This window comes from Streptomyces venezuelae, assembly GCF_008642335.1.
Taxonomy (GTDB): Bacteria; Actinomycetota; Actinomycetes; order Streptomycetales; family Streptomycetaceae; genus Streptomyces; species Streptomyces venezuelae_F.
Window position 1 is genome coordinate 2,160,847 of sequence record NZ_CP029191.1, and the last position, 12,649, is coordinate 2,173,495.

The 12,649-nt window shown below is 73.9% G+C and carries 9 protein-coding genes; 8 read left to right on the forward strand and 1 reads right to left on the reverse strand.

Going from position 1 to position 12,649, the window contains the following annotated elements; genetic code table 11:
- Positions 1-50: 50 nt before the first annotated feature.
- The 7 genes from DEJ49_RS09720 (at position 51) to DEJ49_RS09750 (ending at position 9,081) form a co-directional block, all read left to right on the forward strand.
- On the forward strand, positions 51-3,182 hold the full coding sequence (locus DEJ49_RS09720) for an alpha-N-acetylglucosaminidase (protein ID WP_150183761.1): 3,132 nt from the start codon (positions 51-53) through the stop codon (positions 3,180-3,182).
- 49 nt (positions 3,183-3,231) lie between these two features.
- Complete coding sequence (locus DEJ49_RS09725) at positions 3,232-3,735, forward strand: tetratricopeptide repeat protein (RefSeq protein WP_150183762.1); 504 nt, start codon at positions 3,232-3,234, stop codon at positions 3,733-3,735.
- A gap of 35 nt (positions 3,736-3,770) precedes the next feature.
- The gene (locus tag DEJ49_RS09730) at positions 3,771-5,720 is read left to right on the forward strand and encodes a hypothetical protein (RefSeq protein WP_223832779.1); all 1,950 of its coding nucleotides are present in this window, start codon (positions 3,771-3,773) and stop codon (positions 5,718-5,720) included.
- Between the two features lie 69 nt (positions 5,721-5,789).
- A complete protein-coding gene (locus DEJ49_RS09735; protein ID WP_150183764.1) occupies positions 5,790-6,704 on the forward strand; it encodes a metal-dependent hydrolase in 915 nt (304 codons plus the stop codon).
- Between the two features lies 1 nt (position 6,705).
- Positions 6,706-7,776 carry a PDR/VanB family oxidoreductase gene (locus DEJ49_RS09740; protein ID WP_150183765.1) on the forward strand — a complete coding sequence of 357 codons (1,071 nt, stop codon included), beginning with the start codon at positions 6,706-6,708 and terminating at the stop codon, positions 7,774-7,776.
- Between the two features lie 67 nt (positions 7,777-7,843).
- Positions 7,844-8,533, forward strand: coding sequence for a TetR/AcrR family transcriptional regulator (locus tag DEJ49_RS09745; RefSeq protein WP_150183766.1), 690 nt, complete (start codon positions 7,844-7,846; stop codon positions 8,531-8,533).
- The gene (locus DEJ49_RS09750) at positions 8,530-9,081 is read left to right on the forward strand and encodes a GNAT family N-acetyltransferase (protein WP_150183767.1); all 552 of its coding nucleotides are present in this window, start codon (positions 8,530-8,532) and stop codon (positions 9,079-9,081) included. Before DEJ49_RS09745 ends, DEJ49_RS09750 begins: the two co-directional genes overlap by 4 nt.
- Here the strand turns inward: DEJ49_RS09750 and DEJ49_RS09755 are convergent.
- Complete coding sequence (locus DEJ49_RS09755; protein ID WP_150188130.1) at positions 9,078-10,727, reverse strand: fused response regulator/phosphatase; 1,650 nt, start codon at positions 10,725-10,727, stop codon at positions 9,078-9,080. The two genes, DEJ49_RS09750 and DEJ49_RS09755, sit on opposite strands and share 4 nt — an antisense overlap.
- Before the next feature lie 266 nt (positions 10,728-10,993).
- On the opposite strand from DEJ49_RS09755, the gene DEJ49_RS09760 reads away from it, so the two are divergent.
- Positions 10,994-12,643, forward strand: coding sequence for a glycoside hydrolase family 13 protein (locus DEJ49_RS09760; protein ID WP_150183768.1), 1,650 nt, complete (start codon positions 10,994-10,996; stop codon positions 12,641-12,643).
- Positions 12,644-12,649: the final 6 nt, after the last annotated feature.

Below are 12,649 nucleotides of genomic sequence, written 5' to 3' on the forward strand. Positions count from 1 at the left end.
GTCGGCCGCCCGGATACCGTGCGCCGCAGCCTTCACCCCAGGGGGTACACATGTCCGAACCGTCCAGACGCACCGTGCTAGGCACCGCGGGGGCCCTCGGTCTCGGCGCCGCGGTCGGCGGCTTACCGCTGCCGGCCCACGCCGCCGACGGGCCCGCGGGTTCCGTCGCGGGCCCCGCCTTCGATACGGATTCCGCGCGCTCGGCGCTCAACAGACTCCTGCCGCATCACGCGGAACAGTTCCGGCTCAGACTCCTGCCCGCCCGCGGCCGCGAGGACCGCTTCGAGGTCACCGGCACGACCGGCCGGATCGAGGTGTCCGGCACGACGCCCGCCGTGCTGCTCACCGGCGTCCACTGGTACCTGAAGTACGTGTGCGGGGCCCACATCACCTGGAACGGCGACCAGCTCGACCTGCCGCGCAGGCTCCCCGCACCGGCACGGACCCTTGAGCGCAGCACCTCGCTCCCCCACCGGTTCGCCCTGAACGACACGAACGACGGGTACACCGCGCCCTACGCCGACTGGACGTACTGGGAGCGGATGATCGACGTCCTCGCGCTGCACGGGTGCAACGAAGTCCTCGTCATCGCGGGCGCCGAGGCGGTGTACCGGAAGGTGCTCACCGAGTTCGGCTACTCCGACGCCGAGGCCAGGGCGTGGCTGCCCGCGCCCTCGCACCAGCCCTGGTGGCTGCTGCAGAACCTCTCCGGGTACGGCGGGCCGCTCTCCGACCAACTCATCGCGGACCGGGTCGCGTTGGGGCGGCGCATCGTGCGGCGGCTGCGCGACCTCGGGATCGCGCCGGTCCTGCCCGGCTACTACGGCCATGTGCCCGACGGATTCGTCGAGCGCAACGGCGGGGACGCGCGCGTCGTCCCGCAGGGCGTCTGGCACGGGTTCAAGCGGCCCGACTGGCTCGACCCGCGGACCTCGGCGTTCGCGAAGGTCGCCGCCGCCTTCTACCGCCACCAGGAAGACCTCTTCGGCCCCGCCGACCTCTTCAAGATGGACCTGCTGCACGAGGGCGGCACCGCGGGCGACGTGCCCGTCCCGGCGGCGGCGCGCGGCGTGGAGGCGGCCCTGCGCAAGGCACGGCCGGACGCCACGTGGGTGATCCTCGGCTGGGAGGCCAACCCGCTGCCCGCGCTGCTCGACGCCGTCGACAAGAAGCGGATGCTGATCGTCGACGGCGTCTCCGACCGGTACGCGAAGGAGCCGGACCGGGAGAAGGACTGGGGCGGCACCCCGTACGCCTTCGGGACCATCCCCAACTTCGGCGGCCGCACGACGATCGGCGCCCGCACCCACCTGTGGAACGAGCGGTTCTTCGCCTGGCGCGACAAGGCGGGCAGCGCCCTGACCGGCACCGCGTTCATGCCCGAGGCCACGGACCGCGACCCCGCCGCCTTCGAGCTCTTCTCCGAGCTGGCGTGGACGAAGGCGCCGGTGGACCGGGCCGCCTGGTTCTCCTCGTACGCCGACTTCCGGTACGGCGGCCGTGACGCCGACGCGCGGTCCGCGTGGCGCACCCTGAACGCGACCGCCTACCAGCACACCGCCGTCGAACGCAGCGACCCGCACGACTCGCTCTTCGCCGCGCGCCCCGACCTCGCGGCGGCCCGCGCCGCCGAGTACGCGCCGCGCGCGCTCACCTACGACCCCGCACGGTTCGACGCCGCGCTCACCGGGCTCCTGGGCGTGGCCGGCTCGCTGCGGGACAGCGCCGCCTACCGCCACGACCTGGTCGACGTCGCCCGGCAGGCCCTCGCCCACCGCAGCCGCCAGCTCCTGCCGCAGCTGCGGACGGCGTACGAACGGGGGGACCAACGGACCTTCGGCACGCTCGCGGAGCTGTGGCTGCGGCTGATGCGGCTCTCGGACGAGGTGACGGGCACGCACACCGCGTTCCTCCTCGGCCCGTGGACCGCGGCCGCCCGCCGCATGGGGACGACCGAGGCGGAACGCGCCGAGTTCGAGCGGACCGCCAAGGTCCTGATCACCGTGTGGGGCGAGCGCGCCACGGCCGACCCGGGCCGGCTGCACGACTACGGCAACCGCGAATGGCACGGCCTCGTCGCCGACTTGTACCTGCCGCGCTGGCAGACGTGGCTCGACGAGCTGGCCGACGCCCTCGCGGCGGGGCGCGAACCGAAGCCGGTGGACTGGTTCGCGCTGGAGGAGAAATGGACGCGGGAGCGCAAGGACTATCCGCAGCGCCCGCAGGGAGCCTCCTCGTACCGCGTCGCCTCCCGCGTCCGCGACGTCCTGGCACGGGCGCCCTACCAGGGCAGCCTGGAGGTCACCGCCGACCCGCCCGCGATCCCGCCCGCCGGTCGCTCCCGCCTGACGGCGTCCTTCCGCAACGTCAACGGCCTCCGCGCAACGGGCCGCGTCGACTTCGCGTTGACGGGCATCGACGCGGAACCGACGGGACCCGTGTCCCTGCCACGCGTGCCTCCCGCGGGCACGGGGAAGGTCACGTGGCGGGCCGCCGCCCCGGACACCCCGCTGGACCGGCCGCTGCGCCCGCTGCCCTACGAGATCACGGTCCGGTACGGGCCCGCGGGCGAGCGCCGGGTGCGGGCCGTCCACGAGGGCGTGCTGTACGAGGCGGGCCCGGTCGACGACGCGTGGAGCTCGTACACGAACAACGCCGCGGTGTTCGGGCAGTTGGGAGAGCGGTACGCGATCGACGGGGGCGGCGCCGACCTGTGGAAGGGCACGGCGGAGTTCGGGACGCTGTACCGCAAGGAGGCGCTGCGCGACGGGGTGTCCGTGACGGTGCGGGTCGACCGGCAGGCGGACACGGGCCCGTGGGCCAGGGCGGGCCTCATCGCCCGCAACGCCCTCGCCACCCCGCTGTCCCGGGGCTTCGTCGACCTGGCCGTGACGCCGTCCAACGGAGTCGTCCTCTCCTACGACACGAACGGGGACGGCACGCTCGACACGTACAAACGCATCACGGGCCTCACGGCTCCGGTGCTGCTCCGGCTCTCCCGTGCCGGGGACTCCTTCACGGGCGCGTGCTCGACGGACGACGGCGCGACGTGGCGGACGGTGGCGACGGTCCCGGTGCCGGGCGCTGCGGCCGCGCAGGACGTGGGGCTGTTCATGAGCGCGACGAACGGGGGTGACGGGGCCCGCGGGACGGTGGAGTTCAGCGGGTGGAAGCTGGGGTAGCCCCGGAAAAGGGAGTGACGGGCGGGGCGGGCGGTGCCAGGCTGGGGACATGGACGCGGATTGGAAGAAGCGGGTCGCCGAGGCCTGGGAGACGCTGGACTCCTACGAGGAGGACAGGGCCGAGGAGTTCCGCGAGGTGATCGACGGGCTCGTCGCGGAGTTGCCGCCCGGGCATCCCGTCGGGCTCTTCGAGCGGGCCTGCGCCTTCGACTCCACCGGCCACTCGGACCGCGCCGTGCCCCTGTACCAGGAGGCCCTGGACCGCGGCCTGGACGGCTACCGCCGACGGCGCACGGCCGTCCAGCTCGCGAGTTCGCTCCGGAACGTGGGGCGGGCCGAGGAGGGCGTCGCCCTGCTCACCGCCGAACTGGAACGGCCCGGCGACGAGTTGGACGACGCCGTGCGCGCCTGTCTCGCGCTGTGCCTCGCCGGCCTCGGCAGGGAGAGAGAGGGCCTCGCCCTCGTACTGGAAGCCCTCGCCCCGCACCTCCCCCGCTACCAGCGCTCCATGGCCCATTACGCCCGCGCACTCGTGGCGGACACCCCGGCATGAGGTGACCATCCGACGATTCGCTCGTTTTGTTGAACGTGTCGTCGAATGTGCAGTCTCCGTCGAAGTCCCCGAAGTCCAGCCGCCCCACCCCGGTGGTCGACGTGGAGCAGGCCGAGGCCGCCCTCGTCGAGCACTACCCGCGGCTCGTCCGGCTCGCCTATCTGGTGCTGCCACCGAGCCTCGGCCGCAACCGCCGGGTCCTGACCGCCCACGCCCTCACCCAGCGCGCCCTGCCGCGCAGCCGCAGAACGGGCGAGGCCGCCGTCCCCGGCCAGCGGGGAGGAGGTGGCGGCCAGGCCGGTGAGGGCGGCAAGGCGCGGCCCCTCGGTGACCCCGCCTACGCGTACATGCGGCTCCAAGTGCTGTGCGGCGCCCTCGACGCCGGTCTCCCCCTGCGGTGGAACGCCTGGCCCAAGCGCGCCCAGCTGCCGCCGCTGCTGCCGCAGGTGCGCGGGCTGCGGCTCTTCCCGCGCTCGGGAGGCGCCGACGAACTCGCCCTGGACCAGCGTCTTTCCGACCTGTCGGGCGCCGCCCGCGCCGCCTACGTCCTGCGGGGCCTCGAAGCGCTGGACGACGCCGATGTGTGCGCCGTGCTCGCCGCCGCCGGCTGCGACGACCCCGAGGACGCCCTGGACGAGGCCGACGAGGTCGAGGCGCGGTACGACCTGCTCGCGTCGCCCGAGTTCGACCCCTGCTCCCTGCAGGCGCGGCCGACCGACCTGATGCGGCGCAGACAGCACATGAAGGCCGCGGGTGTCGCGGCCGCCGCCGTCCTGGTGTGCGGGGCGCTCCTCGGGCTGCCGGGCGACGGGTGGGGGCCGGACGGCGCCGCCGCGCCGCCCTACGCGCAGAACCCGGCCGGGCAAGCGGCTCTCGATCCCGGGCAGTTGACGACGGCGACCCCGCAGGCGTGGAAACGTTCCGCCCGGACCGACTTCTCCATGTGGCCCGCGCGCGGCGACCTCATCGGAGACAAGGGCCTGCTCCGGCGTGCCCTCGCCGTGTGGGCGCGCCCCGGCGAGTCCGTGCAGGTCTCCGCGACGCCGGGCACCGCGGCCGGGGCGCCGCCCGGACCCGCCCGGCTGCTCTACGCCGGAGAGGTCGACTCCGCGCGCGTGGTGCTGCTCTACGACGGACTGCGCATCGTGCGGTACGCCGAGCCGAAGGAGGGCACCGGCGGCGCGGCGCTCGACTTCGCCCGCGTGGACGGCGCGACCGGCACGGAGGCGAACGCCGTCGTCGTCGACCGCGCCGACGGCAACATCCGTTACCTCACCGCTCCGTGGATCAAGGCGGTCGGCGTGCAGGACCTGTTGAAGCCGGCCGCGAAGCCCGTCGCGCTGCGGCGCTCCGCCGACGGTGTCACCGACCCGTTCGCGGGCCCGGTGCAGACCGGCGCATGCACGTCGTGGAACGCGCTGCGGCTGCGCGACCACACCGGCGCCGTGCGGCTCACCACCGACCTCGGCGAGCTCGTCCCCGCCCACCTCACGGCGGGCCGCCCGCAGGCCCCGCGCGAGGCAGCGCCCGCGGAGTGGACGAAGTCCGCGTGCTCCCTCGCCACGGTCCGCTCGCACGGCGTCCGCTCCGTGAACGCGTGGACGTACGCCCGTCAGACCCTGCCCGAGGCCAACGGCACCGCCGACTGGGTCTGCACCCGCGCCGACACCTGGCGCGGCGAGGGCAGCCGCATCCTCGCCCAGTTCCAGACCGCCGACGGGCCCGTGGGCGCCGTCGCCGCCAAGGCCGAGGACACCCCCGCCTGCGGCAGCCGCGACCCGAAGGTCCTCGCGGGCGTCCTGTGGAAGTCACGGGCGGGCTCCTGGTACCTCCTGGGCGCGGGCAGCAAGAACGTCACGTCCATCACCGGGTCCGGCGGCGAGCGCACGGCGGGCAACGTCCTCGCCGTACGGACCGAGCGGACCGCGAAGGCGCGGCTCACCGGCGCGCTGGCCGACGGAACGAAGGTGAACACGCTCCGCTGACCGAACGCCGACCGAACTCACCCGCGCAGACCCCTGTACCCCCGAACTACCCATCAGTACATTGACGCCATGTCTAATACGCAGAGCCGGGCGCCCGAGCCCGTCGCGTCCGAGCACACAGCGCTCAAGGCACGCAACGTCTCCTTCTCCTGGGAGAGCACCCCGCTCCACTGGCTCCCGGACGACCCGTTCACCACGCACACCATCAACGTGCTGCACCTGCTGCTGCCCGCCGGCGAACGCTGGTTCGTGCACGTCTACAAGCAGGTCCTTCCGCTGATCCGCGACGAGCGGCTGCGCGAGGACGTCATCGGGTTCATCGGCCAGGAGGCCATGCACGCGCAGGCGCACGACGAGGTCCTGCCGCACCTCAAGGAGCAGGGCCTCGACCCGACGCCGTACACCGCGCAGGTCGACTGGCTCTTCGAGAAGCTGCTCGGCGACCGCACGCTGCCGCCCGGCAAGGCGCGCCGCTGGTGGCTGATGGAGCGCGTCGCGATCATCGCGGCCATCGAGCACTACACCGCGTTCCTCGGCAACTGGGTCCTCAACGCCGAGGAGCTGGACCGCAGGGGCGCCGACCCCACCATGCTCGACCTGCTGCGCTGGCACGGCGCGGAGGAGGTCGAGCACCGCTCCGTCGCCTTCGAGCTGTTCATGCACGTCGACGGCGGCTACCGGCGCCGGGCCAGGACGTGGGCGACCGCGTTCACCGCGCTCGTCTTCCTCTGGCAGCGCGGGGCGCGGTTCTTCATGGCGAACGACCCGACGCTCACCGACGGCCGGGCCACCTTCAAGGACTTCCACCGCAGCGGCAAGGCGGGGACCCTGCCGTCCACCGGCGACATGATCCGCTCCATCCCGCGCTACCTCAGCCGGGCCTACCACCCCTCGCAGGAGGGCAGCACCGAGCAGGCCGTCGCCTACCTCGCCTCCTCGCCCGCGGCCGTCGCCGCGCTCGCCGCCGAGAAGGGGACCGCCTGACATGCCCCGCATCCGCACCGTCGCCCTCGCCGCGGGCGCCGCGCTGCTCGCCCGGCGTGCCCTGCGCCGCCGCATCGCGGCCTCCCCGCTGTGGCCACTGCCCGCCCTGGAGGAGCCCGTCTCCGGGCAGCCGCGCTCCCGGGCGCTGCGGCTCCGCGTCGCCCGGCACGAGACGGTCGCCGAGGGCGTCGTCCAACTGCGCCTGGAAGGTGCCCGGTTGCCGGGCTGGGAGCCCGGCGCCCACCTCGACCTCGTGCTGCCTTCGGGGCTCGTGCGGCAGTACTCGCTCTGCGGCGATCCCGAGGACACCTCCTCGTACACCGTCGCGACCCGCCTGATCGCGGCGGAACAGGGCGGCAGGGGCGGCTCGCGCGAGGTGCACGAGCAGCTCCGCGAGGGCACCGTGGTCGAGGTGCGCGGGCCGCGCAACCGCTTCCCGCTGGCCGACGCGGCGTCGTACGTCTTCGTGGCGGGCGGCATCGGGATCACGCCGGTCCTGCCGATGCTGCGGGCCGTCGAGGCGGCGGGGGCGCCGTGGCGGCTGCTGTACGGCGGGCGGTCGCGGGCGTCGATGCCGTTCCTCGAAGAGGTGGAGAAGCTCGGCGGCGCCGGGCGCGGGCGCGTCACCGTGGTCGCCGAGGACGAGGACGGGCTGCCGGACCTCGCCGCCTTCCTCGACGGGACGCCGCCCGGCGCGGCCGTCCACGTGTGCGGCCCCGAAGCTCTGATGGACGCCGTCGCCGCCGCCCTGCCCGACGGCTGCTCCCTCCACCTGGAAAGGTTCACGCCACGCACGTCCACCGACGGCAACACCGCTTTCGAGGTGGAACTGCGGCGCAGCGGACGTACGGTGGCGGTCGCCGCGGACACCACGGTGCTCGCCGCGGTCCGCGCGGAGCTGCCCGACACTCCGTACAGCTGTCGGCAGGGCTTCTGCGGAACGTGCCAACAGCGCGTCGTGGAAGGGGAGATAGACCACCGCGACGAACTGCTCGGCGACGACGAGCGGGCCGACTCGATGCTCATCTGCGTCTCGCGGGCGCGCGGTGAACGGCTCGTCCTCGACATGTGAGGCGGGCGCCGGGAACGGACACGGACCGGCCGATAAAGGGGCCGGTTCCGCTCGGTAAGGTGTTCGCATGACAACCGGGGTGCGCCGCAGGATGGGTGTCGAGGAGCGGCGGCAGCAGTTGATCGGGGTCGCGCTCGACCTGTTCAGCAACCGCTCGCCCGACGACGTGTCCATCGACGAGATAGCAGCGGCCGCGGGCATCTCGCGTCCGCTGGTCTACCACTACTTCCCCGGCAAACTCAGCCTGTACGAGGCGGCGTTGCGCCGGGCGGCGGACGACCTGGCGGGGCGGTTCGTGGAGCCCCGCGAGGGCCCGCCGGGGGCGCGGCTGCTGCGGGTCATGGGCCGCTTCTTCGCCTTCGTCGACGACCACGGGCCCGGCTTCTCGGCGCTGATGCGGGGCGGCCCCGCGGTCGGCTCCTCGACGACGAACGCGCTGGTCGACTCGGTGCGCCAGGCCGCGTACGAGCAGGTGCTGTTCCAGCTCGACGTCACCGAGCCCTCCGCCAGGCTCGAACTCGTCGTGCGGTCCTGGATCTCCCTCGCCGAGTCGACGGCGCTGATCTGGCTGGACGGCCGGCGCATCCCGCGCGCGGAGCTCGAGCTCCAGCTGGTGCACGACTTCGCCGCCCTCGCCGCGGTGAGCGCCGCCTACGACGAGGGCATGGCGACGCTGCTGCGCGAGGTCCTCGCCTCCGAGCCACCGGACGGCCCCTTCGCCGAACTCCTGGAACGGCTTGCGACACTGACCGCATGACAGCACAACTGACCTGCCGCCGCGCGGACATGGACGACGCGACGACCTTGGCGGGCCTCTACGAAGACGTGGTCCGCCGGCTGCGGGACCATGGCATCGACCAGTGGAAGTCCGGCGCCAAGGACGAGCGGCACTTCGAGCGGGTGATCGACTCGGCGACGGCGGAGGTGTGGCTCGCGTACGACGGTTCCGGCCCCCTCGGCGCGTACGAGCTGTGGTGGTCCGACGAGCAGGCGTGGGGCGCGCAGCCGCCGGTCGCCGGGTACGTGCACCGGCTGATGGCGCGGCCCGGGGCGCCCGCGGGGACGGGCCGCGCGCTGCTGCGGGACGCCGAGCACCGGATCGCGGCGGCGGGCCGCGAGCTGAGCCGCCTGGACGTCATGGTGACGAGTCCCCGTCTGCGCACGTACTACGAAGAGGCCGGTTACGCGGTCGTCGGCGAACTCATGGACAAGCTCGCCGCGGACGGCACCCCGTACGGCGTGCTGCTGATGGAGAGGCCGCTCGGTCACGAAGGCCAGGGAGCCCAGGGAGGCCAGGGAGGCTAGGAAAGCCGGGGCAGGTTGTTGCCCGTGCGCACGCGCATGGCGAGGAGCGCGATGTCGTCCTCGCGGTTGTGGCCCAGGCAGTCGAGCAGGGTGTCGCAGAGAGCCGTGACGCCGAGGGGCGCTCCGGCCGCGACCGTGCGCAGGTGCTCCATGGATTCGGCGAGGTCGGTGCCGCGGGTCTCGATGAGTCCGTCGGTGACCATGAGGAGCCGGTCGGTGGGGCGCAGGACCGTCTCCGTGGGCGGCGGCCGGTCCAGGCCGAGGCCGAGCAGGGGGCCCTTCGCCGTGAGGTAGCCGGCGGTGCCGTCGTCGGTGACGACGAGGGGCGGGATGTGCCCGGCGTTGGCGACGCGGGTGCGGCCGGTGGCGGGGTCGACGAGGGCCAGGCAGAGGGTGGCGGTGACCTCGGGGTGGTAGCGCTGCAGCATGCTGTCGAGGCGCCCGGCGAGCGTGCGCGGGTCGGGGTCCTCGATGCAGTAGGCGCGCAGCGCGTGCCGGATCTCGACCATGACGGTGGCGGCGTCCAGGGAGTGGCCGACGACGTCGCCGATGCCGGTGAGGAGTCCCTGCGAGGTGGTGAGCGAGGCGTAGAAGTCGCCGCCGATCTCGGTGTCGCGGGAGGCGGGTTCGTAGCGGACGACGACTTCGGTGCCGGGGGTCTGCGGGACGTGCGCCGGCAGGAAGCTGCGCTGGAGGGTGAGGGCGATGTGGCGTTCCATCTCGTACATCAGCAGTCGTTCGGCGGCGACGGCGGTGGCGTGGGCGAGGCGCCCCACGAACCGTCCGGTGCCGGGGGCGGATCCTCGGTCGTACAGGGGTGTGGCGAGGCAGACGGGCGCGGACCCGTCGCGGGCGCGGGCGAGGGTGAGGCGGGCCCCGACGGGGCGTCCCGTGCCGTCGGACGCCTCGGCGGCGTGGAAGAATCCGGCGGGCCACACGGGTGCGGGCACGACGGTCTCGCGGACGCCGACCTGTCCGGCCATGCCGCGCTGGATCAGGCGGACCACGGTGTCGTGCGCGCCCTCGTCGGGCAGTGAGGCGGCGGTCCTGCGCCGGGACAGACTGCGGTGGAGTTCGCCGTCGTCGGCGATGACGAAGGCCGCCGCGGGTCCGTCGGTGAGGCGGGCCGTGCCGGCCGCGGCGGCCACGGCGAGTTCGCGGGGGCAGCGGGCGGACTGCACGTCGAGGATCGTCTCGGCGAGCCGGGTGAGGTGTCCTGCCTGCGCCTCGGCGTCGCTGCGGTGGCGCGCCCCGCGGGCCGCGGCCCGCACGACGGCCTGGATCTCCTCCGGTTCGGCGGGCACCGTCAGATAGGCCTCGCCGCCCGCGTCGAGACCCAGGCACCGGTCGGCCGGGGCTATCCGGGCGGCCGAGAAGTGCACGACGGGCAGGGCGGCGAACGGTGGTGTCTCCTTCAGCCTGCGGCACAGTTCGAAGCCGCTCATGTCGGGCAGGCCGACGTCGACGAGCGCCACGTCCGGCAGCTCGCCGGCGCGTCGGCGCACGTCGAGCTCGATGAGGGCCTCGCCCGCGCTGGCGGCGAGGACGACGCGGTGGCCGTCCCTGCGCAGGACCGCACCGAGTGCGTATCGGCTGGCGGCGACGTCGTCCACCACCAGGATCGTGCTGCCTGCCTTGGCGTTCACGCTCACACGGGGCCCCTTTGGGGCTGGTGGGGCAGACCCCCCGCGGGCCTGCCCGACCAAGTTATCGTCCCGCGGCGCGTGACGGGAGATGACGGCCCTCCTCCGACCGGGATCGGTGAAGATCCAGGAACTTTCCTCGTCGGCAAGGACCTTGGCGATAGAATCTCCGGCCCGCCCCCTGGCGCCGCCGCGCCCTCGTGACCTTCGTGTTCCGCCGGGCGTTCTCACCGGAGAAGCCGACCTCCGCACCCGTCCTGAGGGACTCCATGACCCAGAACGTCACCTCCGCGCCCGCCACCGAGTCCTCGCCCGCCGGGGAGTGGTGGCGCGACGCCGTCATCTACCAGGTCTATCCGCGCAGCTTCGCCGACGGGAACGGCGACGGCATGGGCGATCTGCCGGGCATCACGGCCCGTCTGCCCTACCTGCGCGACCTGGGCGTGGACGCCGTGTGGCTCTCCCCCTTCTACGCGTCGCCGCAGGCCGACGCCGGGTACGACGTGGCGGACTACCGCGCCGTCGACCCGATGTTCGGCACGCTCACCGACGCCGACGGGCTGATCGGCGAGGCGCACGCGCTCGGCCTGCGCGTCATCGTCGACATCGTGCCCAACCACTGCTCCGACCGGCACGAGTGGTTCGTGCGGGCCCTGCGCGAGGGCCCGGGCTCCGCGGCCCGCGCCCGCTTCCTGTTCCGCCCCGGCCGGGGCGCGGACGGCGAACTCCCGCCGAACGACTGGGAGTCCGTGTTCGGCGGCCCGGCGTGGACACGCGTCGAGGACGGGGAGTGGTACCTCCACCTGTTCGCGCCGGAGCAGCCCGACTTCGACTGGGAGCACCCGGACGTCCACGACGAGTTCCGGTCCGTCCTGCGGTTCTGGCTCGACCTGGGCGTCGACGGGTTCCGCATCGACGTCGCGCACGGTCTGGTCAAGGCGGCGGGCCTGCCGGACATCGGACACGCGGAGCAGGTCAAGCTGCTCGGCAAGCAGGCCGTGCCGTACTTCGACCAGGACGGTGTGCACGAGATCTACCGCGACTGGCGGAACATCCTCGACGAGTACGGGCGGGACGGCGGGGCGCGGCGGATCGCCGTCGCCGAGGCGTGGACGCCGACGGTCGAGCGCAGCGCCCGCTATCTGCGCCGTGACGAGCTGCACCAGGCGTTCAACTTCGAGTATCTGACGACGGGCTGGGACGCGGACGCGCTGCGCGGCGTCATCGACCGGTCGCTGGCCGCGATGAACGCCGTGGACGCGCCCGCCACATGGGTGCTCTCCAACCACGACGTCGTACGCCACGCGACGCGCTTCGCGGACGGCGACGAGGCGCGGGGGCTGCGCCGGGCGCGGGCGGCGACGCTGCTGATGCTGGCGCTGCCGGGCTCGGCCTACCTGTACCAGGGCGAGGAGCTGGGTCTTCCGGAGGTGACGGAGCTGCCGGACGAGGTGCGGCAGGACCCGGCGTTCTTCCGCGGGTCGGGGCAGGACGGCACGCGGGACGGCTGCCGGGTGCCGCTGCCGTGGTCCGGGGAGCGGGCGCCGTTCGGCTTCGGGCCGCGGGACGGCGGGCCGAGCTGGCTGCCGCAGCCGGAGGCCTGGAAGGACCTGTCGGTGGCCGCGCAGTCGGGCGATCCTGCGTCGACGCTGGAGTTCTACCGGCGGGCGCTCGCCGTGCGCCGCGCACATCCGGCGCTCGGCGCGGGCCGCGACATCACGTGGCTGCCGGCGCCGGACGGCGTGCTCGCGTTCCGCCGCACCACTTCCGCCGGTTCGTTCGTGTGCACGGTAAACCTCGCGGCGTCGCCGGTCGCGCTGCCGACGCCCGGCACGCCGCTCCTGGCCAGCGCGGAGATCGCGCCGGGCGCGGGGCGGACGGTGCTTCCGGCGGATTCGGCGGTCTGGTGGGCAGCCTGAGACGCG

Excerpts from the sequence above, each read along its gene's own strand:
- DEJ49_RS09735 (WP_150183764.1), top strand. The coding sequence starts at position 5,790 with ATGTCTAATACGCAGAGCCGGGCGCCCGAGCCCGTCGCGTCCGAGCAC.
- DEJ49_RS09745 (WP_150183766.1), top strand. The coding sequence starts at position 7,844 with ATGACAACCGGGGTGCGCCGCAGGATGGGTGTCGAGGAGCGGCGGCAG.
- DEJ49_RS09760 (WP_150183768.1), top strand. The coding sequence starts at position 10,994 with ATGACCCAGAACGTCACCTCCGCGCCCGCCACCGAGTCCTCGCCCGCC.
- DEJ49_RS09740 (WP_150183765.1), top strand. The coding sequence starts at position 6,706 with ATGCCCCGCATCCGCACCGTCGCCCTCGCCGCGGGCGCCGCGCTGCTC.
- DEJ49_RS09750 (WP_150183767.1), top strand. The coding sequence starts at position 8,530 with ATGACAGCACAACTGACCTGCCGCCGCGCGGACATGGACGACGCGACG.
- DEJ49_RS09725 (WP_150183762.1), top strand. The coding sequence starts at position 3,232 with ATGGACGCGGATTGGAAGAAGCGGGTCGCCGAGGCCTGGGAGACGCTG.
- DEJ49_RS09720 (WP_150183761.1), top strand. The coding sequence starts at position 51 with ATGTCCGAACCGTCCAGACGCACCGTGCTAGGCACCGCGGGGGCCCTC.